This window comes from Sporofaciens musculi, from assembly GCF_009830285.1.
Lineage (GTDB): Bacteria > Bacillota > Clostridia > Lachnospirales > Lachnospiraceae > Sporofaciens > Sporofaciens musculi.
Genome location: NZ_WUQX01000001.1, coordinates 372,501 through 396,758, shown reverse-complemented (window position 1 = coordinate 396,758; position 24,258 = coordinate 372,501). Strand labels below are relative to the sequence as shown.

Sequence of the window (24,258 nt, the reverse complement as noted above, 5' to 3'; positions counted from 1 at the left end):
ATATGATAAAATCCATTTCTTAGGAAATACCATATCTTGTATGTTTTCACTAGGCGCGACAGCCCCAAATTATTTATTTAACTTCCTTCTTGTAACCACTCCTGTACAACTCATTGCTGCTAATGCGAGAAATAGATACAGCATAATAGAAGAAGTATCTCCCGTTTTCGGCGCTTTTCTGCCCGTATCATTTCCTTCATTAGATACAGACGGTTTCTTTGAAGTATCTCCATTACTGCCGCCTGAGGTGCCTCCGCTTTCTCCCAGGTCAACAATCATATACGGACTAAAGCTGCTTGACATAAAGCTTACTGTTCCGTTGCTATTAACCGTTGCCTTCATATCTTCTAATTTACCCTGCTGGTTCTCATGGTAAACCATAAGGTTTTTTCCAAAGCCTTCCGGAATCGGCATAGTCACTCTAACCGCTTTAGCCAGGTCATGAAGCTCATTGCCATCCTTAAAAAGTGAAATGTCATAGAACTTCACACCCTTCACATTTTTATGAAGCTTCTTCACCTTATCTTCAAGCTCTGCCTTCTGCTTATCGCTCATCTCAGCTTCTGTCTTTACTTTTAATTCGACTCCGTCCTCCGCGCCGCTTATTGTAATTCCCTTATCCGCCAGAGCAGACCCTGTAATCTGATTCAGAGTACATATTTCCGTTGCCTTAGTGTCGGAAATCTCCCATATACTTCCATCTTCACGCTGAGCGTTCACTTCCATGTTTGATTCAAATATATCCACAACAGAGTACAGCACCGGAACTGCCGATCCCGCTCCACCTATGACATACAGTACATGATCTTCTGTCAATGCATAATCTCTGACTACTTTTTTTACTCCCTTAAGGGCCATAACAAAATTGGGGCCGCTTTTAACATAATAGACTCCATCCTTTGTGATATATCCTCTGCTGCATAATTCTCTGACATTGTCTGCAATTTTTGGAAAACCTTTTTTCAAATCGTACAATGTGCCATTTTTGATAAATCCATAAAAGGATAATTCACTGACTCCTTCATCAATCGGTTTATCTTCCCATTCTGTACTGCCCGAAGGTCTTTTCCAAAGATTCCCCTTACTGTCCAAAGCCAAATCATAGGGGGTATCTTCTTCGAGGAATACATATGAAACAGAATCCATTATATGGAATTTTTCTGCCTTTACAACTACCTTTTGATTGTCGTCTAATTCAACTCTTACCGTTGTTCCGTCTTTTTTGGAAATATAACCCTTGCTGTCCGCTGACTCTGCATTATCACAGACAAATTGAGTGACAACATTTTCTCCGTCTACATAACTTATGTAGCATTTATTGTCTTCTGTAATATAGATTACTGCCGTCCTTCTAAATGGGCTGTCCACATATTTCACAATAAATCTTACCTTGTCTGCAATCTTAATCTGTGCAAACTCTGTATCATTTATCTTATGCTTTTTGATATTCCAGAGGGTACCGTTCTGGTCGAGTCCGTAATAATCCTCTCCCAATCCTACTGCCTGATTCTCACGGTATACCCAGTAAGCAACATATGTCTTCATCTGTTTGTCGCCAGACACATTCTTGGGAGGCTCTGTCTCCCAGTTCCAGATCTGCCCCTTATTCAGAACAGAAAGACTTCCCTTTTCTTCCGGTAACTGATCCTTTGATATCTTATCCTCATCTGCGATAGGGCCTTTCTTTTCACTCTCTGTAACCGTAACTTTAAATGTCTTTTCAACATCTTCATACTTAGCGGTAATGACTGCCTCTCCGCATTTTTTCCCAATCAAATCTTGACCTTCAACTGCAACAATCCCTTCGTCAGAACTCTCAAGCTTTACCGAAGCTGCATCGGCAAAGGGCGCATAGCTTCCCAGAACTGATTCATATTTAAACTCAGCATTTCTTGTGAAGCCTTCCGGCATAGAAATATCCGCGTAAGAATATTTCTCAAATATCTGCTTCATTCCCTCCGGAGTATTTCCCATATAAGAAAATACACAGGCCAAATTAGAATAATTTAAAGCGCCTGTAAAATCTGTAATTTTATTATCCGACACATCTAAACTCTGTAAATTCCACATATATGTGCCTTCTAAAAAGGATACGTCTGTAAGCTCGTTTCCTGCCAGAGACCACTTATTGAGACTTATATTTTTAATTTCATCCATATACTTCTTAACCCAGTCAGATGTGATACCGCATTTTTCCAGGGTAAGCTCTCTTAGATTAACAGCATATCCGATTCCTGTGATATCGATTCCACTCTGATCGCAGATGCTTAAAGACGCCAATTTTTCCATATCTGCTCTTTTGACAAATCCCTTCTCATCCGCTTCTATTCCATGCTCTTTCAGTATGGCTCTAAAAGTGGGGTCTGGTATCTCTACCATTTCCTGGATATCTGCTTCTTTTTTCTCTTTTGTCTGGTCGTTCTCTATTTCTTTCTTTTCTTCCTTTTCTTCTGCCTTCTCTAACTCTTTTAACTGGGCTTCCGTAAGAAGCATACCTTCTTCTGCCCTCCCGTTATCATATATTTCCTTTTGCTGCTCGTCTGCCACCGGCAATGGCTCATTCTCTGGCTCATCCGCGCTGGCCACAGTGAAGCTAGACATAGCCAGCGTTCCTGCCAAAAGAAACGCCAATAGTTTTCTTCTCTTTCTCATCTTCTTTTCTTTTTCTCCCTTCCTTATGGGTATGTTCTATGCTAATATCACTATTAAAATCTATCATTTTACAATATCCTTATCAACATTGTAAAAGCTAACATTTTACATTTTTTAAGCCTTTTATATCTTCAAAGCCTTAAAATACATAAACCTTAGTCTGGGATACCCTTCTTCCCTGAATACCAAGTCTAACTTACGGCAAGCCCCCTGAAACCATCTCAGACAGTCCTGTTTATCTTTTCTTTTAAGTAACTCCTCATACATCTCAAAAATCCGGATTAACAGCCAATCAAGCCTCTCCCCTCTGACCATGGTATGCTTATCTGTAAGAGCAAGATATCCGAAGAACCTAAGCTGCTCATTCAACTTTTCAAGGGTGAGGTCCGGCAGACCGAGAATCAGCAGATGCCGGATAAAAACTTTTCTCGGTATCTCACCAATAAGCTTCATCTGACGGACAATCTCCGACTGATATCTGTAACTCGTAATATGCTTCCTCATAATATCCGGTTCAATCTTAGCCAACGGCTCAACATAGTGAAACGCATCCGTAAAATACAAATGTCTGAAAAACATCTCCGCCCTTTTTTCTGGAACATGAAGGTTCTTAAGCCTATCCCTGGAAACATTCTTAATATAATTTTCAATAATCTCCTTCAAATACTCCTGCCTTTTTCGGCATTTTTCATTCTGCTGGCTCGCCTCTGTCGCATAAATATCCTCACTCCTGTCACAAAATCCCTGCAGCATAAACCGAAGCTCATCCTCAGAAAGCTCTAACGCGTTCCCGAACAACAGACATTGCTCCCTGCTTCCCGGCACATAATTTCCAGTCCGCCAGTAACGAATCTTCAGGAATTCCGTCGATTTTTCCGGCGCATGTCCATACATTTTTTCATACAGAAATCTATCTGTCTCCGTCTTATTTTTCAGTTGATATTTTTCCTGTATATGCTCATAATGCTTCTTCACCCATTGAAGCTCTGGCCTTTTTTCCTTCCCAAGCAAAATGCATTTCCTGGCAAGAGCCTCAACCTCATCTACCGTATATCTGCTGTCCATCCCATTTCCTCCAAATCAAACAAATTCTCCCTTATTTTATATATTCGCTTGACAAGGACAAAAAGGGACAAATTATTCAACAGTAAACGGAATCTCGAAGCTCTGATTCCATCGAAGATTAACGGTATCTGTTTTACTAAAAAACAGATGCATACTTTGTGGATTCGATAACTCCAGATTCGCTGTTAAATCATATTCCCATATCCCGTTCTCTGCATCATTTGAAATCATTCTCATTACATATCCAGTCTCAAAACGATCATTTTCCGAAGGATCACAATCCATTTCACAGGACAATCCATAAAAACCGGTAACCGGACAGTTCTCGTAAACCGAATCGTATCCTATACGGATACGCCATTTTTTTATCATTGATAACTCTTCCTCCGGTTTCGCATCTAAAGGTATGCAATCCTGAATCCAAACCCTTCCTCCAGGGAAAGAATATTTCTTATCATCCCACAAGTTCTTTAACGGGTCAATTGGCATATTAATCTCATTCATTTTTGCCTGCATATAAATCCAAGGAATATTCAGCTTATAACTGCCTGGCCTTACCTTACCAAAATTCCATTCAAAATAGGTTTCTTCCCCCATGGGGTGATATCTGATACACTCCCCAGCATATGTTGTACCGTCTTCCCCCGTTATCATCAAAATTCTTTCCGAACCAGAACCGGCGGAATCTACAATGATTGCAGGAACAATCTGAAACTCATCCTCATCATCCAATGGGTGAATGGCTATGATCAAGGAGCCCTCCTCAAACCGAGGTATTGCTAATATACCTCCAAGTTCTCCAGTCTGATGGGGATACTCTGTAACCTTTTCCTGCTCTACACGCGACATACTAAAAGAAATACTGTCTCCACTGGTAAATAATATTGAAATATTCTCAATTCCCTTCTCCAAATCTGGAAGCGACACATTGTCAAAACAGCAGACGAGTAACTCTGTAGACGAATCTATGCTTCTGCATGATATATATGTACGATTCCATTTAAACTCTTTAAATGAAATAAATTTAACATTTATTCCCTCTGATAATTCCTTCCAACTTTCTACCGTATCATTCTTTTTATAGAGTCTGATTGTTGCCGTAACCCTATGATTAATATAATGAGCCTCCTCCAATGTCAACCCATATCTTTCATTCTCCACAGTTTCTTTCTCTGCCAAAGTATAAACTGGCTCTTTCGGGTCTACATTGACCCCATATCCTGGACTCACCGTGTACTCGTCCATAACTGTGGGCGTCATATCCACGGCCTTACCCTCTTCTTCCATCGGCAAAGCTGTTGGAGATATACTAAGCAAAGCTTCCTCAGCTCCCTCTTGTTCCGGCAAATCTGCATCCATATCCGGCTCTCTTTGTTCCCCTCCTGTATCCCCAAGATGAAGCTCAGGAACTTCCTTCTCCCTTATATCATCCTCCTGTTCTTCTTTTGGCTCATCTGTTTTCTCCCATATCCACGGCCAGGACCAGGCCCCAATTGGAGGTATGACTTCAAGATAACGCAGAACTCCGTAGACGCAAGCTGTAAGAATAAATACCAGCGCAAGGATAAGCATCAGGCTCTGCCCCAGCTTCAGCACACTTCTCTGGTGGCGTTTCTTTACAGTCTCATAGGGCAGGTTAAGAGAAGCTGCTATCTCACGTACAGACATTCCGTCATAATACTTCATCCTGATAATTTGCAGTTCGTTCGGTTTAAGCAGGCTCATTGCACGTTCTATATCTGTCCGCAGTTCTGCCTGTTCAATCTGTGACTCTTTCTCTGCCAATTTCTCAGAATCTACATCTGCCCGCCGTTTTTTCTCTCTTTGTTCTTTTCTGTAGAGAGATACCGCCTTGTTTCGCGCAATCGCTGTCAGATAGGCAGCCAAAGAAGATTTCTCCGACTTAAACCGTTTTCTGTGAAAATAAAATTCTGAAAATGTATCGTTTACACATTCTTTTATGTCCTCCGGATTCCTTATATAATGAGAACTCACATGCCAGATTAAGGCCGTGTATTTCTCCATTAAGAGCGCCATTCCTCTCTGTGAATCCTTTTCCAGAATGTCTAATATTCTCTCATCTGCCAATGTCCGTACTTCCATCTTCTGATTCCCTGCCTTAATGTTCTTTATGCTAACCTCATTTCTAAAAATGTTCCTATGCAGTTAAAAATAACATAGTACTTTCGACTCTTCAACATTGTAAATTCTAACCAATAATATAGAAAAATACCTCCTACAGCTTTGATTCCTTAAAAATCTAAGCTGCAAGAGGTATTCTGTTATTTGTCTCTACTTTCAGTTCACGTACTTCTGAATCAGATTCCATACTTCCGGACTCTCCTGACCCAATGCCCATGCAGATGTTCCCGCAAGTTTGTACTCCTTCATAAGCTTAAGCTTTTCTTCGATAGACTGCTCGTCCTCCAGCCAGATCTCATAAGTTGTACTCTCGATTGTCCACGTCGCATAGTTCTGCTTAAGCTCATCATTCCAGGTCAACTCTGCACCTGCTTCGTCAACCTTTGACCTGGCTTGAGACATACCAAAAGCCTGGCTCTCCACCTTCATATCATACTGGGCTGCTTCCGTTCCCTGCTGCTCTGCCAATTCCTCGGCGGTCTTCGGAGTCTCCTCCCATAGTCTGGAGAAGAACGGAATCCCGTTGATTACCTTCTCTGCCGGAACCTCTTTCAATGTTTCCTCGATTCCTTCCTTCACAAAGTTATAAGAAGCTACAGGACCCGCCACAGGCGAACCTCCATAATGCTCGTCATAACCCATGATAATGACATAATCTGCAACGATTCCCTGTTCTTTGCGGTTATACTGCATATTATATCCCTTGGGCACATAGTTATCTATTGACAGCACAATACCGTTCTGCCTGCACCTTACAGACAATTCCCGAATAAACTGGATATAATGTTCCCCGCACTCGTCGGAAATCTTCTCAAAGTCTACGTTGATACCATCTATACCAACTCTTAACGCCTCTGCCATCAACTGGTTAATCAGATTCTCCCTCTTTGACGTATAGCGAAGCAGCTCATAAGATTCCTCATAGGAACTAATTCCTCCGTCAAAATCACGGATTGTAGCCCATACTTCTATATTCGCCTGATGAGCATAATTCACATAATCCGCTGACGCAATAGAATTCATATTGCCATCGGTATTCTCTACATGAAACCATGTAGGCGCAATGGTGGTCAGTCCCTTGCTGTCTGCAATCCTTTGGAGGACTACACTGTTCGCCTCACTATTCGTTACATTGTGCCATGCCATATTGATGGTATAGTCTTTCTTAATGCTGGTAAACTCCTGTTCTTCAAAAGCCCTGGAAATATTCTTCTTTTCTTCTTTTCTAAGCGCCTTACTCTTAACGTATCCAATAAATCCATCTTTTGTACGAACCTTCTTCCAGTCCCCTTCATTCTCCAATATGGTAACTTCATCCTTCTTCTTGATCTGTGTCAAAATCGGACTCTTCACACCGCCCTGATAACGCACCTGGGTATTCTTCTTCACTGATGCTACAGTCATATCACCCCAATCGCTGACAATCATAACACGGTTGGGTTCATTGTACAATTCATACTCAATATTCGTATACTGCTGGACAAAATCCAAGGCAATATATGCTGTGCTTCCCTCTGTTTTTAAAATGACGTAATCTTCACTCTTTTTCTCCTTGGATACATTATAGTCCTTGCTTCCTACCTCCACAGTGACCATATCCTTTGGAAGAGTATATAGAAGAACATTCTCATTGGGGTCCCAGTAAAATCTGCTGTTGATATAATCCCTTACAATCTCATACTGAACATAAGCCTTACCATCTGCAATCATTCCATAGGGCTCTACAACCTGATTATCTACAGTAATCGCCAACTGTCCTTCATTCTCTATACCATAATATTTGCTCAAATCATATTCTTCTTTTGAAGGACTGTATTTTTTCCATAAAAATGCTGCTGCAACTATTGCGATAACTAGTATGACCAAAGCGGCAATCTTAATTCCAAGATTCCTCTTTCTTCTCCGCCTGGACTGCTGCTTTCTCATTACAGGTCTTCCATTCCCCTGTCTTCTGGGCTGCTGCCTTCGGATACCTTGATTCTCCAGTCTTTGTCTTCTGTCTGACTGTTCGTCCTGCTTCATTTTTCCAAAGGGCTGATTTTCCTGCATCTGCCTTCCGGTTGACTGCTCGTCTGCCTTCTTTCTGCCGAATGGCTGGCCCTCTTCCCTCTGTCTTCCTACAGTCTGGCTATCAGCTTTCTGTCTTTCATATAATTGGCTCTTTGGTCTCTGCCTGCCAAATGGCTGATTCTCTGTTCTCTGCCTTCCGACCGGCTGTCTACGGAATTCCAGGTTTCTGCCACTTACAGACTCCTTCCCCTCACTGTCTTGTCTTCCTGCCTGTTCTTCTGCTGAAATACGGCTTCTTGTCCCATCTATGCTCTTAGGCCTTAACATGCCTGTATTCCCTCTGCGGTCTGAAGTTGTGCGGCTTCTTTTGCCTTTTTCCTCCATGCTGCACCTCCTACTCGACCTTATTATAGCAAAACCCTCGGCACACGTCATTACTTATTTCGACATTTTCTCTTTTTTTACGGGGTATTCGCAAATTTCTCCTTATTAGTTACTCTCAATATTGGTAAACCACAGCTCCTTAATATCACCTTTCTCATTCAGTACATAGTCTCTCATATAGGCAGACTCCTCACGAGCCACATGTGCCTGGACAATCTGCATAGGACTCGCCGGTATCCCGTCAATCCTTAAGTCTACCCTGTTTTTCTCATATCCTGTCAATTCTTTGAACATCTTCTGTAAATCAACCTCATCCCCCACGTCTGACCTCCTTACACATGCCGGATGATAACTACGGCTGAGATTGCATATAATGATAAAAGGAGATGCCGTGATACAATTTCCTTTATACGCCACAGCTTAATATTAAATAGAAGATAGTTCCGGCATTATAATATAATGTTAATAGTTCATGTGAAAATTGCCTGAAACGGCTGTTTTCTGATTTTTCTCTGATCTGTCTCTGATAGATTCATAGATTCGTAGTATGTGAAATAAATTTATTTTAAGAAATTCTCCCTCCTCTGTTCTAAGAACGTAGTCATCAGGGAAAACTATCTTCTAATATTGTAATTATAATAGATAAAAACTCTTTACGCAAGCACTTTTTTAGTTTATACTTATTTTATTGAACATTCAAGGTTTTCTATGCTATACTACATTAGAAGGAAGTGATGAAATATGAAGATTGAAAAATTAAACGACAATCAGATCCGCTGCACCTTGACTCGTGCTGATCTTGCTGCCCGCCATCTTCAATTAAGCGAACTGGCCTATGGAACCGAGAAAGCTAAGTCACTTTTCCGCGATATGATGCAACAAGCCGCCTTTGAGTTTGGCTTTGAAGCAGAAGACCTGCCTCTGATGATTGAAGCGATTCCTGCTTCTGCCGACTCCATCGTGTTGGTAATTACCAAGGTCGAGGACCCTGAAGAGCTGGATACCCGCTTTTCCAAGTTCGCCCCGTCGCCCGGAAGCGAATGGGATTCTCCGAAAAAGGATGTCATTAATAAATTAGAGGGGGCTGATACATTACTGGAATTACTTGATAAGGTCAAAGAAAAGTTCAGTAATTCCGTTGTACCAGAAGGAAAAGAAGATGCACCTGCGGAACCGTCCAAGAATGTTATGCGTCTGTTCTCGTTTCCTACGATGAACAGTGTCTTGAAGGCAGTACACTTGCTTAATTCCATTTACTCCGGCTCCAATACATTGTATAAAGATCCGGAGGAGGATGTTTACATTCTGGCTTTAACACAGTCAGAACATACCATCAACGATTTTAACCGTATCTGTAATATGCTGTCAGAATATGGTTCTATGGAAGTATCGTCAGGAGCTACCCTGGCCTTTTTAGAGGAACACTGTGATATGGTTGTTTCAGATGCAGTACAGACACTTGCAGCAGTCTAATATATCTGTGTGCGCAGTCACCGGCAGTAATTTTTGCCATTTAAGAAGGGACTGCGAAAATTCAGATAAAATATATCTGGATTTTCGCAGTCCCTTCTATCTTTGTTTTTTAGTACTTTGTTTTTTGGTAACCGTCAGCGTCTCATGATCAGACCAAATACTAACCTGCTGCCTGAATCGTCGCATTGAGCTTTTCAACTAACAAATCCGGATCTATTCCATGTCCCATTGCGCCTTCTTCAATGGATTCCATCTGGGAATGTGGGCATCCAATACAGCCCATTCCTGCTTCCATCAAAACCTCTACAATCTTCGGACACTTCTCATAATACTGCTCAAGAAGCTGACCAAAAGTCATGTCTTTAGAAATCTGTCCCATTTTTAACGCCTCCTTTTCTCTTCAGTGTTTCCATTATAATCGCTTTTTATCATTGTGTAAACATTTTCAAGAAATTTATTCCTGATATTTGACTACTCAGATGTCAACCCATTTTTCCATTTTTTTCGACAAATTCCTATTTTTATCATATCTTCACAAAACATGCGTTCTTTTCTTTCCTCTGAGTATTCCCCCAAATCCACCGCAATTAATGTGGAAAATGTGGATAAAATAAAAAAAACAGTGGTTTTTCCACCTTTTTTGGCCGTTATACTGTGGAAAACTTGGAAAAACCAAATTTCCATTTTTTTACATATTTTTACATTTTTGAACAATTTGCATAGTTTGTCTTCTAAGGTTCGACAAGATAAAAAGTCCAGGAAGTTTTTCCCGGACCATTTTCTCGTCTAAAATAATCTGTATATTTTAAATAAGTCTTCTTACTGTAACAATACTTGTGTAAGTGGCAGGCAATATCCCAATCCCTTGCGCGCTGTTGATTGCATTTACAATCTGTCCAGTTCCCATATAGATTCCTACATGGCCGTCGTAGAGAATAATGTCGCCTGGTATTGCCTGGTCATAGCTGACCGGTGTACCCACACTGACAAGGTCCCTCGTCGTACGGGGAAGGCTGATTCCGAAATTTGCAAATACTGACTGGACAAATCCCGAACAATCTGCACCGTTTGTAAGGCTTGTCCCACCCCACACATAAGGATTTCCGATAAACTGGCACGCGAAATCAACGATAGCCTGTCCAGTTCCTCCTTTTGCAGCCGCTTCCTCCTGTGCTCTTAGAGCAGCTTCTTCCGCTTCTCTTGCAAGTCTTTCTTCTTCCTCCTCCTTAGATTCTGCGTAAGTAAATGCATCCGTTGGGTCCTCGGTTTCTGAGTCCTGTACCATCTCCTGTGCCTTCTGCTCTGCACTGTTTCCTACTATAATATATTCGGAACACACATAGCCTGTCACCTCGCCGGATTCAATCTTAGTCCACTCTCCCACAGGTCCAAGAATCTTCGCGGCATAATCGGGATACAACTTACCTACCCACTCGCTTTCTCTTGTCGGTTCGCTTCTTATATAAAGAAACGTCTCGACATTGGCAAACGCCATATCTAAATACTCACCCTTCTCTGTCGGCACCAGATAATCTTCTACTTCAATCTCCTTATCAGACGAGTAGCAATTATTCAGTACCTCTTCAATCCCCATCTGCGGCATCACGTCATCGGTTGCTGTATCTGAAGCATACGCCGTAGCTGGAAATGCTGTTATAGCTCCTGCTGTAGTAACTAGGAACAATCCTTTTTTCAGAATAGAATCCATAAACTCCCTCCTTTATGTTTTCTTATCTTTTGTAAATATTACAGAATTGTTACATTTGTTACGTTATTATTATATCATTTATATTTCCAGTGTCAACCCGATTTATTCATAATTCATTCGCCATATTCTGCCTAAATATTGGGTATGATTACATTATATTCCAAATCAATTATTACGAATTGTTACATTTTTAAATTTTTCGTTGACAAATGATACATGCTGAATTATACTAAATTTAATAATTATTATCATTATTGAAAGGAGCAATCAGATGGCAAACATGAAATACAGCAGACAACGTGCCGCTATTAAAGATTATCTGGAACACACTCTTGACCATCCAACCGCTGATACTGTATACTTGCAAGTTAGAAAAGAATTTCCGAATATTAGTCTTGGCACCGTGTACCGCAATCTTAATCTTCTTGCAGATATGGGTGAGGCCATCAAAATCTCTACTCCTGATGGGGGGGACCGCTTCGATGGACGGGTTGATCCTCACTACCATGTTGTATGTCGTTCCTGCGGCAAGGTCTACGACCTCACGATGGATGAGCAGCATTCACAATCCATCACAGAGTATGCCGACCGACATTTTAATGGAACTATTGAATCTCACACGACTTTGTTCTATGGAATTTGTAAAGAATGTGAAGATCAGTTGGAACATTCCCTGGAGGAAAAGTCCAATTAAAATTTTCTTTTTACGGATACTTACAAAAGATATTATACAAAATATAATAAATAGTGGTTGACATTTTTCAATAACTATGCTAAATTAATATCAGTAATTATTACTGATATTAATAATAAATTTTAAATAAGAAAAGGAGAGATTTGCTATGAAAAAATTTGTTTGTACAGTATGTGGCTATGTTCATGAAGGAGATTCTGCACCTGAGAAATGTCCTCAGTGCGGTGTTGGCGCGGACAAGTTCAAAGAGCAGAGTGGAGAGAAGACATGGGCTGCAGAGCACGTTGTAGGCGTAGCTAAGGGCGTAAGCGAGGATATCGTTGCTGATTTAAGAGCAAACTTTGAGGGAGAGTGTACAGAGGTTGGTATGTATCTTGCTATGGCAAGAGTTGCACACAGAGAAGGATATCCGGAGATCGGTTTATACTGGGAGAAGGCTGCTTACGAAGAGGCTGAGCATGCTGCTAAGTTTGCAGAGCTGCTTGGAGAGGTTGTTACAGACAGCACCAAGAAGAATCTTGAGATGAGAGTTGATGCTGAAAACGGTGCAACGGCTGGTAAGTTCGATCTGGCTAAGAGAGCTAAGGCTGCTAATCTGGACGCTATCCACGATACTGTACACGAGATGGCTAGAGATGAGGCTAGACATGGAAAAGCGTTTGAAGGTCTTCTTAAGAGATACTTTGGCTAAGATGAAAACGGCGTAATATAACAATGTCATTAACTTAAGGAATCTTTTACATTTAAAATTGTAAAAGGTTCCTTTTTTCTGTATCTTTACTGTATAATAGAAGATGAAGATTCACCTGAACTTACACCTGCAATGGAAAAAGCATTCCGACTAGCGGCGAAAAATCGTAACACCCAGAGAAACATGAGTATTTCGTAAGCATGAGGAAAGATAAATGTGTATGTATTGTAAGAGTTATAATTTAACAGAATCCATCACAATCCATGTTGTAGATTGCAATGGCTGTCTAATCATTATTAAAAATGTCCCCTGTGAAGAGTGTGAGCAATGCGGCGCAAAGTATTATTCAGATGAAACAGCATGCCAGTTAGAGAAAATAGTAAATACAGCCAAATCGCTTATGCAGGAGATTTCAGTAATCAATTATACAAAAGTTGCATAGCTTGATGATTGAAGAGGTACTTCGGTAACTCTTTAACAGACCCTCGGAAGCCTTGCCGTGTCTGCCCTTGCTAAGAGAGCTAAGGCTACTAATCTGGACGCAATCCACGATACCGTACACGAGATGGCTAGAGATGAGGCTAGACACGGCAAGGCATTTCAGGGACTTCTTAAGAGATACTTTGGCTAAGATAAAAACTGTATAATATAAGACTTTATAGAGGAATAGGTGTGTCTACACATACTCCTCTTTTTACTTCATTCTCCTATATAATTATATCTTCTCCACCTCCTCCGGTGTAATATTCCTCTGCTTTAACTTTAAGTACACAACCTCCCGAAACAGTGCATATACCACCGATACAATCGGTATAAATATCAACATTCCAACTACCCCCATCAAACTGCCGCCGACGCTGACCGCTGCCAGCACCCAGATAGAAGGCAGCCCCACAGAATTACCCACAACATGAGGATAAATGAGATTCCCCTCAACCTGCTGCAGCACCAGGAACAATACAATAAAAATCATCGCCTTAAATGGATCCTCGATAAATATCATAAACACTCCCACCGCACATCCCACAAACGCTCCGAAAATCGGTATCAATGCGGTAAATGCAATGACAATACCGATCAACAGCGCATATGGAAGTCTCAGCACAGCCATGGACACTACAAACATGCTGCCCAGGATTACGGCCTCCACACACTGTCCCGTAAGGAAGCTGGAAAATGTATTATATGTCAGAGACAGCACCTCCAATGCCGCCTCCCCTCGTCCTCTTTTAACGAACGCAAAAAGCACCTTTTTTGCCTGAAGCCCCAGCTTTTCCTTCTGAAGCAGAATATAGACTGCAAACACAAACGCAATAAAGAATGTAGTAATACCGCTCACAATACTCATTGCCGCCGTAATCGTAGAATCCAGCACACTTCCAGCTCCATTTTTGAAGAAATTAATTCCAGTCTCCATAATCTTATTCCAGTCAAATTCCAGACTTTCCACCCATTCCATAATTTCCTGATTATTATGGAAGATATCCTCAGCCCATTTTTGTACCTTTGGGATGAATTCCTGGATACTCGCACCCAGATTGGCAAACGTAGTCCCAAGCTGCGGAATCAGCACGAACATTACAATCCCCACTATTCCAAGCACACCAAAAATCACAATCAGCATACTGACCGGACGCGCCAATTTTTGCATACGCTTTTTCCCTTTTATCCTATTCTCGTTAAAAAGATTACGCTGCACAAAATTCATGGGAACATTCAACACAAAAGCGATTGCACCTCCAAGGACAAACGGCAAAATAATGTGAAACACAAATGCCAAAGCCTTGACCACAACATCATATTTCCACAGACACGCTGTAATTAATGCCGTGAATACAATCAGCCCTCTTATCTTCCTTACAGTATTGTTACTTAATTCCATACAAACCTCCTATTCTTATCCTCTGTCTATTTCCTGCCAAACCAAGTCCGTCTGACAAAAGACCCTTGCATCATCGACTCCTGGCGCTACAATACGACTCTGCGTGTCTTCACCCATTTTAAAATCTGAACCACAGGCAGATTTAAAAATGCAAGCCCATACACAGTCAATAACTGCCCCATATTAAGGGTATCCACCTTGAAGATTCCCTTAAGCCCTGACAACGTCATTACACACGTAATCAAAACTATACCAATTAAAAATGCACCAATTAAATAAACATTATTACATATTGCTGATGAAAATACAACCGGTCTGGGCGATTTACAGTTAAAGCCATGTATAAGACGGCTGGCGCATAAAGTCCCAAATGCCATCGTACTGGCAAACGCAGCGCCATCACTCCAATATCCAACGAGGAACGCGATACTCGTCATTACACCAATACACAGTCCCTCTGTACCAATGCAGAACAGATACTCCCTGGTCAGAATAGATTCCTTCATAGACCGCGGTTTCTGCCTCATAACCTCCGCCCTGTGAGGCTCAAGCCCCAGCGCTATAGCAGGAAGACTATCCGTCAAAAGATTAATAAACAGCAGATGCACCGGCTCAAAAGGCACGGGAAGTCCTGCAACAGATGCAAACAGTACCACCAGAATCGCGGCAAAATTACCAGACAGCAGGAATTGAATGGAATTCTTAATATTCTGATAGATATTCCTTCCATTTTCTACGGCCTTAATGATTGTTGCAAAATTATCGTCTGTCAGTACCATAGAAGCCGCATCCTTTGACACTTCGCTTCCCGTAATCCCCATAGCGACACCAATATCCGCCTGCTTAAGAGCCGGTGCATCATTTACCCCGTCCCCTGTCATCGCCACGATATTCCCCTTCTCCTGCCAGGCACGAACAATCCGTATCTTATGCTCTGGAGAAACTCTCGCATACACTGAGATTCCCTCCACAAAATCCTGAAGCTCTGAGTCAGTCATATGATCAATCACAGCACCCTCGCAGGCTTCTGAATCCTCCTCTAATATGCCGATTCTTTTTGCGATTGCCGCTGCTGTAATCTTATGATCCCCAGTAATCATTACAGGCTTAATTCCTGCCTGGATACACCTGCTTACAGCCTCCTTAGATTCTGTGCGGGGCGGGTCCATCATGGCAATCAGCCCCAAGAAGGTAAGCCCTTCTTCATCCTCCAGAGCCAACTTCCTTTCTTCCTCCAATTCCTTATAGGCAAATGCAAGCACCCTCAGACCATTTTGAGAAAATTCCAAATTCTGTGCATTAATTCTCTCCTTGTCCCCTTTGGTAAATGTCCTTACAAAATTATCTTCCCAGACAAAGGCCATTTTCTCCATCAGCACATCCACAGCTCCTTTTACAATCATCACGGCCCGCCCGTTCATCTTATGCTCTGTGGACATACACTTTCTATCGCTGTCAAAGGGAAGCTCAGATAATCTTGGATACTTGTCACGTACATCCGTAATACCCAATCCAACACGTTTTCCCAGATTAATTAAAGCTGTTTCTGTCGGGTCTCCAATTTCCTGTCCCTGTACATTGGAAGAATCATTACAAAGGATACTATACAGAAGCAGTAATTCCTGACCGTGGCAGTCCAAAGAAATGTCCTCTGCCGAAGTTCGATTGCCATCCACATAATACTCCTCCACAGTCATCTTATTCTGGGTCAACGTCCCCGTTTTATCTGAGCAGATAATCGATACGCTTCCAAGGCCCTCAACCGCCTTAAGCTTCCTGATGATGGCATGCTCATTCGCCATCTTCTGTGTTCCGAAGGACAGCACAATCGTGACAATCGAACTCAGCGCCTCTGGAATGGCTGCAACTGCAAGGGCAACTGCAAATAAAAATCCATCCACCACGGAGCCGCCCCGCAGGATGCTCATCACAAAGAGTATTCCACAGAATACAAGTATAATGATTGATAACTTCTTACCGAACTCATCCAGGCTTATCTGCAAGGGTGTTCTTTTTTCAGAGGCAGTATTCAGTAGTCCGGCAATCTTGCCTACCTCTGTCTTCATGCCAATAGCAGTCACTTCATAGGTTCCTCTCCCGTAAGTGACAAAGTTTCCGGAGAATACCCGATTCGTCTGATCCCCCAGTGCAGCCCCTTTGGGCGGTTCTTCAAGAGATTTTCCCACAGGAAGGCTCTCTCCAGTCAGCGTACTTTCATCTATCTCCAGACTCATACAAGTAAGCAGCCTTCCATCAGCCGGAATACAATCCCCCGCCTCAATTATAACCTCGTCGCCAACCGTAACCTCACGGGAAGGAATCTGCTTAAGCGTGCCGTCTCTAACCACTTTTGCCGCAGGTGCAGACAACTGCTTCAATCCATTCAAAGACTTCTCTGCTTTCACTGTCTGAACTGTACCCAAAATAGCATTCATAATAATCACAAACAGAATAACTATCGTACTCTCAACATCTCCAAGGAATCCTGAAACAAAAGCTGCAATCACCAATATGACCACAAGAAAATCTTTAAACTGCTCCAGAAATATCCGAAACGTACTTTTCCTCTTCCCCTCCGTCAATTCATTTAATCCAAACTTCTCCTGATTCTTTCTTGCCTGTTCACTCGTCAGCATAAACATTTCCTCTCTTTCTCAATATTTGTCAAAGTAAATGATTCACGTTCCTGCATACAGAGCTCTCTTTCTCTTTTAGCATACCCATATTTCTAGTAATACAGGCATCAGGAATACAAAAAAGAGACCTCTATTGCATATGGAACTATGCAATAAAAGTCTCACTATTTCATTACGATACGGATGGTGCTTCATCATCGTACTGACGACATCGTAAACGCTTCAGATGATCCCGAATACGCAAGTTACTCCCTTTTATCTGATAATCAATATATACTAATTTCCAAATCTTGTCAACATCTGCCGGCTATTTTTGTTTCCTTTTCTTATATATAGCCAACAGGAATATTAAAGCTGCCGCTGCAAACACTCCCACTATTATGCCTATCTGACTATTTTCTCCCTCCGAATCCTCCTGTATTACATCTTCCCCTTCCATTTCCATTGAATCCTCATTCTCACTGAGCTTCCAAACCTGAGTGCCATAAAAGGGATTCGCTGTACCGACAAACAATCCTTCCTCTGTAATACCAAATGCCCTGCATCCATGGTTATACGGATCCCCAAATCCATCATCAGTAATCTTTGTAAAATGAATTCCATCCTCTGTCACATACAAATCAAATCCAAATGTTGCTTTATCTAAATACTCCCCACAGGTAACAGCGCTTTCCGGAATTCCCTGATAGTTACTGCACAGCTTCTCTACATATTCATCTACTTTATCCTTCCACTCCTGCGCTGCATTTTCGTCATTCATATACTCGTCAAGCGGAAGTAAAAAGCTGCTGGCATCATAAGTTCCCACATAAAGTTTTCCGTCATATTCCACCATCTTCCAGATATACTGATTTTCGTTACATCCAAATCCTGAACCCATTCCGGACAGACCTCCCTCTGGAAACATCTCGTCCTTATCTCCCACAACCAGCTCTATATCTTCATTTTCATCCATCCGGTAGAAATTAACCGGCTGCTCAAAATTCAGATTCATAAACGTAAAATCATTGTCAAACAACATCCTTTCTACCGCAATTTCTTCATCATTATATTCCCCGATATAGAGATATCCGTCAAATGTAATCAAATTTGCGGCCCCGCTGCGTGTACGTTCTGGATCGATTCCAAAAGTGTATTTAGCCCCATCCTTCTCCTTGTCGCCTACCACACTCGTCCACTTCCAACTGCCGTCCTTTGCAACATCTCCCCTTACAATTCCAAAAGACTGCATCGTATTCTCGTTTACAGCATTTTCCGGCTTACCGGTACAGATTGAAACATAAAGACTCTCTCCGTACTGGGTCATATCGAAAATAGAACCGCCATAGATACTATCGCAGTAATTATAAGCAGGATAATGGAATAACTCCTCATCTGTCGCAATAATCTTAAATGACTCCTGGTCAGTGGGATTTTCTGACTCACAGATTACTGCCCCATTCGTATTGATACAGCTTACTATGAGCCTATCCTTATATACACACATTCCCCGAATTCCAACTGACACTCCCTTCTGATAAGCCTCCATGTATTCTTCTAATGTCATGCCCGCATACACCTGCTTACATTCGTCTGTTTCCGGATCCACCTGATAGATGCAGGGAATCGTATTAACTGCGCCGCAAAAATATAACTTATTCTTGAATTCAACAGCATTTCTAAAAATCGTGTTCTGCCCCGTCGATTCCTTAGACATAAGAATCTTAACTTCTCCTGTTTTAACATTCAGCTTTAACAGGATTCCCAGTGCATCTACCCCGTCCTCCTCACCGGTATACATATTTCCGTGATAATAGGTATCCAACGCCTCCTTCATGACTGTATCATCATAATTACGTCCCAGGCTCATTTTCATAAATTGAAGCGTAGACGTCCACGCACCATAACAAGTACCTATGTACATATAATCCCCGTAACCAATGGAGCCCCAGGAATAATTCTGTCCGCGGTCACCTTGTCCATCCTCCAGATTAACCCCCATCGTTCCATTTCCTGTGTAATCCACAATGCCGTCCGCCGTCATCACATCCTTTTCAGGATGTGTGATTTTCTCTGCCTTATAACCTGTCCCAGAATCATAGACCACAGGCGCTTTCTCCTCCTCTGCAAATACGTTCATTGTACAGACGAATGCCACGCAAACAAAGAGTAGCAGACTTCCTATACGTTTTACTGTTTTTTTCATAAGCAAACTTCTCCCTTATTTATTCTCTAAACCAATTATATATTTCTTGCCAGAAAAGAGAACCTCTCTGGCAAGAACATCAAATTTCTGGCAAAAACAACATCCATATGATAAAATAGTAATACAACCTGACAGGAGGTAAGTTTGATTGAAAATTGCAATCGTTGATGATGAACCGATTTTTTTAGATAAAATGAAAGGAATCTGCCGTGACTTTTGTATGGTAAACCAATGTCAAACAGAAATTGTATCCTTTGTCAGCGGAGAAGATTTTCTCAGTGATTTTAAAAGAAATAAATTTTCTATTATTTTCATGGATATTTATATGGAAAAAATGGATGGAATCACAGCCGCATTAAAAATGAGAGAACAGGATAACAGTTGTCTCCTCATTTTCCTGACCTCCAGCGCTGATTTCATGCCGGACGCTTTCTCCTGCCATGCCTTTGAATATATAGTCAAACCCTTCTCTGAGGAGAGAGTGGCGAAGGTGTTGGAGGATGCCATGTCAATACTTCTTCCATATCCGAAGTATATGGAGATTAACAGTAACCGGAGAATCATTCCCGTCTTTTACCGAGACATTATTTCTGCTGTCACAGACGGACATTATTTAGACATTAGCCTTACTGACGAGTCCATCTTGAGAAGCCGTCTGACTATGTCCGAATTTATTTGCAAAACACATCACGACCCCCGCTTTATTTTAATCAACAAAGGCATCCTGATTAACGCTGACCATGTTCTGGATTTTGAAAATAACTGTTGTCTCTTAGAAAATGGAAAACGCCTTCCTATTCGTGTACGCGGTCACGTAAAAATAAAACAACTTGTTAAAAATTATCGTTTTTACAAAAATTGGTAATCATTTTAATAATTTGTACGATATTATATATGAAAGTATACCCAAGGGCACACCGCAATACATGTCCCTATCGGGGCGGGTGGACTCCGTCCATTAAGGTATAACTTTATACCATTATGAAAGGAGGAATATAGATGAGCAGAATTTCCGCAATAAGCAGCACAACCCCTTATATATTTGGACATATTTCAAGTGGTAACAAGCTGATGTCTGCAGCGGACGGCGCCGCTGAACTGGCTATTGTCGAGAATGAAAAAGCTCAAGTGACGGGCTATAATACAGGTACAAAGAATCTGGGCGACGGAACGAACATGCTGAATACTTCTGATTCAGCACTGGGAAGTATCACCAGCCATCTGCAGAGAATGCGTGAATTAGGCTTACGTGCCAGCAATTCAACCCTGAATGGTACGAATCGGGCAGATATCCAGAAGGAAATCGATCAGTTGAAGCAGGGTATTGAGCATATTGCTACTCAGACCCGCTATAACGGGATGAATCTGCTAGATGGCAGTATGAGTAACGGCGTTCAGCTTGTATCAGATGCCGGCGGTGCTTCCATTACCGTCAACCATGCTGCAAACTCTACATTACAGGCTCTTGGAATTGCGGACTTTGATGTTACGAAGGATTTTAACCTTCAGTCTATTGATGATGCCTTAACAAAGGTCACCAGCAACCGCAGTACATTTGGCGCGCAGTCCAATTCTCTTGATCATGCAATCGATTATAATGGATATGCGTCCACTAATCTGACTGCTGCTCAAAGCCGTATGGGGGATACTGACATTGCAAAGGCAATTCAGGAATTGACACATCAGCAGACCATGCAGAGTATTTCCATGATGCTTCAGAAGAAGAAAGCAGAACAGGAAGGTCAGAAGACTATGGGTCTTTTGTTTTAAGACATTTAGCGATTTCTTGAATTAAAAAATACAAGATATGGTGGAATCCATTTTATGGGAAACGCCATATCTTGTATTTTTCATTTGACACAATCGTATTGCTTTAACTGAGCGTGCGGGGATTCGAACCCCGGACAACTTGATTAAAAGTCAAGTGCTCTACCAACTGAGCTACACGCCCACGTTATTTTAGGTATACAAAATGCCCAGAGCCGGAATCGAACCAGCGACACGAGGATTTTCAGTCCTCTGCTCTACCAACTGAGCTATCTGGGCGGATTGCGGGGGCAGGATTTGAACCTACGACCTTCGGGTTATGAGCCCGACGAGCTTCCAGACTGCTCCACCCCGCGATATTCTGTTAAATGCTTCTTTTGGAAGCAAGCCGATGATCGGACTCGAACCGATAACCTGCTGATTACAAATCAGCTGCTCTGCCAATTGAGCCACATCGGCACAAGATACATCATCAAATAGATAATTATATCTAACCGGATATAAAAAAACTTTAAATATCTTTTTAATATCCAAATGGATGGAGAAGGATTCGAACCTTCGAAGGCGTTGCCAACAGATTTACAGTCTGCCCCCTTTGGCCACTCGGGGAATCCATCCATAATCTATGGGACCTATAGGGCTCGAACCTATGACCCTCTGCTTGTAAGGCAGATGCTCTCCCAGCTGAGCTAAGATCCCATATAATCAACATCTACATTCAATTATAACACATCGAATGTCTGATGTCAACGACCCAGAAGAGACTCGAACTCTCGACCTCCGCCGTGACAGGGCGGCGCTCTAACCAACTGAGCCACTGGGCCTTGCGTATAATACGCTTAGAAGGTACATACCTTCAAAACTGCACACAAGAAACTTTATTCTAAGCTCTATCTGATCTTCCATCTTCTTCCTTTACCTATCCACCTTTGGTCATGCCCTCGACCGATTAGTTGCGGTCAGCTCCATACATTACTGCACTTCCACCTCCGCCCTATCTACCTTGTCGTCTTCAAGGGGTCTTACTACCTTGACAGTAGGGATATCTCATCTTGAGGGGGGGCTTCACGCTTAGATGCCTTCAGCGTTTATCCCCCTCCCGGCTTGGCTACTCTGCCATGGCCTTGATTAGCCAACAGATCCACCAGCGGCCAGTCCATCCCGGTCCTCTCGTACTAAGGACAGCTCCTCTCAAATATCCTACGCCCGCGCCGGATAGGGACCGAACTGTCTCACGACGTTCTGAACCCAGCTCGCGTACCGCTTTAATGGGCGAACAGCCCAACCCTTGGGACCTACTTCAGCCCCAGGATGCGATGAGCCGACATCGAGGTGCCAAACCACTCCGTCGATGTGAACTCTTGGGAGTGATAAGCCTGTTATCCCCAGGGTAGCTTTTATCCGTTGAGCGATGGCAATCCCACTTTATACCACCGGATCACTAAGTCCTACTTTCGTACCTGCTCCACCCGTCGGTGTCACAGTCAAGCTCCCTTCTGCCTTTGCGCTCTGCGAATGGTTTCCAACCATTCTGAGGGAACCTTTGAGCGCCTCCGATACCCTTTCGGAGGCGACCGCCCCAGTCAAACTCCCCACCTGACATTGTCCCCAGACCGGCTTACGGCCTCTGGTTAGAAATCCAATACTGCAAGGGTGGTATCCCAACAGCGGCTCCATGGCAACTGGCGTCACCACTTCCCAGCCTCCCGCCTATCCTGTACATGCAATACCGAATCCCAGTATCAAGCTGGAGTAAAGCTCCATGGGGTCTTTCCGTCCTGGCGCGGGTAACCAGCATCTTCACTGGTACTTCAATTTCACCGGGTGCATTGTCGAGACAGTGCCCAAATCATTACGCCTTTCGTGCGGGTCGGAACTTACCCGACAAGGAATTTCGCTACCTTAGGACCGTTATAGTTACGGCCGCCGTTTACTGGGGCTTCAATTCAAGGCTTCGCTTTCGCTAACCTCTCCTCTTAACCTTCCAGCACCGGGCAGGCGTCAGCCCGTATACTTCACCTTTCGGTTTTGCACAGACCTGTGTTTTTGCTAAACAGTTGCTTGGGCCAATTCTCTGCGGCCAGTCTTACCTGGCACTCCTTCTCCCGAAGTTACGGAGTCATTTTGCCGAGTTCCTTGACAATGCTTCTCCCGTCGGCCTTAGGATTCTCTCCTCATCCACCTGTGTCGGTTTACGGTACGGGCACAATTCAAACTATAGCGGCTTTTCTTGACGCATGGCTCACATACTTCCCTACTCTTAATTCGGTCCGCATCACGTCTTCAGATTGATACACGGATTTGCCAATGTACCTCCTACCTCGCTTGCGCCGGTTTCTTCATTCCCGGCTTATGCTTTCCACACGTGTCCCCACAGTTCTGTTAAATTGTGGTACAGGAATCTCAACCTGTTGTCCATCGGCTACGCCTCTCGGCCTCGCCTTAGGTCCCGACTTCCCCAGGGCAGATCAGCTTTACCCTGGAAACCTTGGATATTCGGCCGGAAGGATTCTCACCTTCCTCTCGCTACTCATTCCGGCATTCTCTCTTCGATACCGTCCACAGCTCTTTTCAGTACTGCTTCCTCCAGTATCCAATGCTCCTCTACCAATCATTTCTGATTCCTAAGCTTCGGCAGTATGTTTCAGCCCCGGACATTTTCGGCGCAGGACCTCTCGACTAGTGAGCTATTACGCACTCTTTGAATGTATGGCTGCTTCTAAGCCAACATCCTAGTTGTCTTTGAAATCCCACATCCTTTTCCACTTAACATACATTTTGGGGCCTTAGCTGTAGGTCTGGGCTCTTTCCCTTTCGACTACCCAACTTATCTCGTGCAGTCTGACTCCCATACATCATCTACGCGGCATTCGGAGTTTGATATTCTTCGGTAAGCTTTGACGCCCCCTAGGAAATTCAGTGCTCTACCTCCGCAAGACTTGTATGAGGCTAGCCCTAAAGCTATTTCG

At 42.7% G+C, this 24,258-nt stretch carries 17 protein-coding genes, 7 tRNA genes, 1 rRNA gene and 1 pseudogene (1 of these 26 cut by a window edge); 7 read left to right on the top strand and 19 right to left on the bottom strand.

Annotated elements, in window-relative coordinates:
• Nucleotides 1-69: 69 nt before the first annotated feature.
• From GN277_RS02025 to GN277_RS02005, 5 genes are all read right to left on the bottom strand, one after another.
• Nucleotides 70-2,652, bottom strand: a complete 2,583-nt coding sequence (locus GN277_RS02025; protein ID WP_159749378.1) for a leucine-rich repeat domain-containing protein — start codon at nt 2,650-2,652, stop codon at nt 70-72.
• A 123-nt stretch (nt 2,653-2,775) separates the two neighbouring features.
• Entirely contained in the window at nt 2,776-3,717 is a 942-nt protein-coding gene (locus GN277_RS02020) for a hypothetical protein (RefSeq protein ID WP_159749376.1), read from the bottom strand.
• Nucleotides 3,718-3,789: 72 nt separating this feature from the next.
• A complete protein-coding gene (locus GN277_RS02015; protein ID WP_159749374.1) occupies nt 3,790-5,820 on the bottom strand; it encodes an RNA polymerase sigma factor in 2,031 nt (676 codons plus the stop codon).
• A 195-nt stretch (nt 5,821-6,015) separates the two neighbouring features.
• A complete protein-coding gene (locus tag GN277_RS02010) occupies nt 6,016-8,253 on the bottom strand; it encodes a glycosyl hydrolase family 18 protein (protein WP_159749372.1) in 2,238 nt (745 codons plus the stop codon).
• 105 nt (nt 8,254-8,358) lie between these two features.
• Nucleotides 8,359-8,574, bottom strand: coding sequence for a hypothetical protein (locus tag GN277_RS02005; protein WP_159749370.1), 216 nt, complete (start codon nt 8,572-8,574; stop codon nt 8,359-8,361).
• A 420-nt stretch (nt 8,575-8,994) separates the two neighbouring features.
• On the opposite strand from GN277_RS02005, the gene GN277_RS02000 reads away from it, so the two are divergent.
• Entirely contained in the window at nt 8,995-9,726 is a 732-nt protein-coding gene (locus GN277_RS02000; protein WP_159749368.1) for an adaptor protein MecA, read from the top strand.
• Nucleotides 9,727-9,886: 160 nt separating this feature from the next.
• On the opposite strand, the gene GN277_RS01995 is transcribed toward GN277_RS02000, so the two are convergent.
• The 3 genes from GN277_RS01995 to GN277_RS01985 all read right to left on the bottom strand — a co-directional run bounded on the left by GN277_RS01995 (nt 9,887) and on the right by GN277_RS01985 (nt 11,434).
• Entirely contained in the window at nt 9,887-10,105 is a 219-nt protein-coding gene (locus GN277_RS01995; protein WP_159749366.1) for a DUF1858 domain-containing protein, read from the bottom strand.
• Nucleotides 10,106-10,197: 92 nt separating this feature from the next.
• Nucleotides 10,198-10,410, bottom strand: a complete 213-nt coding sequence (locus GN277_RS01990; RefSeq protein ID WP_159749364.1) for a hypothetical protein — start codon at nt 10,408-10,410, stop codon at nt 10,198-10,200.
• Between the two features lie 121 nt (nt 10,411-10,531).
• The gene (locus GN277_RS01985; protein ID WP_159749361.1) at nt 10,532-11,434 is read right to left on the bottom strand and encodes a C40 family peptidase; all 903 of its coding nucleotides are present in this window, start codon (nt 11,432-11,434) and stop codon (nt 10,532-10,534) included.
• Between the two features lie 271 nt (nt 11,435-11,705).
• On the opposite strand from GN277_RS01985, the gene GN277_RS01980 reads away from it, so the two are divergent.
• The 4 genes and pseudogenes from GN277_RS01980 to GN277_RS31970 all read left to right on the top strand — a co-directional run.
• The gene (locus GN277_RS01980) at nt 11,706-12,128 is read left to right on the top strand and encodes a Fur family transcriptional regulator (protein WP_159749359.1); all 423 of its coding nucleotides are present in this window, start codon (nt 11,706-11,708) and stop codon (nt 12,126-12,128) included.
• A gap of 148 nt (nt 12,129-12,276) precedes the next feature.
• Nucleotides 12,277-12,819, top strand: coding sequence for an NADH peroxidase (locus tag GN277_RS01975; protein WP_159749357.1), 543 nt, complete (start codon nt 12,277-12,279; stop codon nt 12,817-12,819).
• A 214-nt stretch (nt 12,820-13,033) separates the two neighbouring features.
• Nucleotides 13,034-13,261 carry a type II toxin-antitoxin system MqsA family antitoxin gene (locus GN277_RS01970; protein ID WP_159749355.1) on the top strand — a complete coding sequence of 76 codons (228 nt, stop codon included), beginning with the start codon at nt 13,034-13,036 and terminating at the stop codon, nt 13,259-13,261.
• Between the two features lie 66 nt (nt 13,262-13,327).
• Nucleotides 13,328-13,450, top strand: a pseudogene (locus tag GN277_RS31970) (NADH peroxidase); the annotation flags it as partial.
• An 84-nt stretch (nt 13,451-13,534) separates the two neighbouring features.
• Here GN277_RS31970 and GN277_RS01960 read toward each other — a convergent pair.
• The 3 genes from GN277_RS01960 to GN277_RS01950 form a co-directional block, all read right to left on the bottom strand.
• Nucleotides 13,535-14,701 (bottom strand): AI-2E family transporter, encoded by a 1,167-nt coding sequence (locus GN277_RS01960; RefSeq protein ID WP_159749353.1) that lies wholly within the window; start codon nt 14,699-14,701, stop codon nt 13,535-13,537.
• A gap of 86 nt (nt 14,702-14,787) precedes the next feature.
• Entirely contained in the window at nt 14,788-17,337 is a 2,550-nt protein-coding gene (locus tag GN277_RS01955) for a cation-translocating P-type ATPase (protein WP_159749351.1), read from the bottom strand.
• A gap of 307 nt (nt 17,338-17,644) precedes the next feature.
• Complete coding sequence (locus tag GN277_RS01950; RefSeq protein WP_204162689.1) at nt 17,645-19,522, bottom strand: hypothetical protein; 1,878 nt, start codon at nt 19,520-19,522, stop codon at nt 17,645-17,647.
• A gap of 148 nt (nt 19,523-19,670) precedes the next feature.
• On the opposite strand from GN277_RS01950, the gene GN277_RS01945 reads away from it, so the two are divergent.
• Both GN277_RS01945 and GN277_RS01940 read left to right on the top strand, forming a co-directional pair.
• Entirely contained in the window at nt 19,671-20,387 is a 717-nt protein-coding gene (locus GN277_RS01945; protein WP_159749349.1) for a LytR/AlgR family response regulator transcription factor, read from the top strand.
• A 134-nt stretch (nt 20,388-20,521) separates the two neighbouring features.
• Nucleotides 20,522-21,292, top strand: a complete 771-nt coding sequence (locus GN277_RS01940) for a flagellin (protein ID WP_159749347.1) — start codon at nt 20,522-20,524, stop codon at nt 21,290-21,292.
• Nucleotides 21,293-21,400: 108 nt separating this feature from the next.
• On the opposite strand, the gene GN277_RS01935 is transcribed toward GN277_RS01940, so the two are convergent.
• From GN277_RS01935 to GN277_RS01900, 8 genes are all read right to left on the bottom strand, one after another.
• Nucleotides 21,401-21,473, bottom strand: a tRNA-Lys gene (locus GN277_RS01935).
• Between the two features lie 22 nt (nt 21,474-21,495).
• Nucleotides 21,496-21,568: transfer RNA gene (locus tag GN277_RS01930), tRNA-Phe, on the bottom strand.
• A gap of 3 nt (nt 21,569-21,571) precedes the next feature.
• Nucleotides 21,572-21,645: transfer RNA gene (locus GN277_RS01925), tRNA-Met, on the bottom strand.
• 30 nt (nt 21,646-21,675) lie between these two features.
• Nucleotides 21,676-21,748: transfer RNA gene (locus GN277_RS01920), tRNA-Thr, on the bottom strand.
• 76 nt (nt 21,749-21,824) lie between these two features.
• Nucleotides 21,825-21,907, bottom strand: a tRNA-Tyr gene (locus tag GN277_RS01915).
• A gap of 8 nt (nt 21,908-21,915) precedes the next feature.
• Nucleotides 21,916-21,988, bottom strand: a tRNA-Val gene (locus tag GN277_RS01910).
• A gap of 51 nt (nt 21,989-22,039) precedes the next feature.
• A tRNA-Asp gene (locus GN277_RS01905) sits at nt 22,040-22,113 on the bottom strand.
• Between the two features lie 105 nt (nt 22,114-22,218).
• Nucleotides 22,219-24,258 (bottom strand): 23S ribosomal RNA (locus GN277_RS01900); it runs 873 nt beyond the window's last position.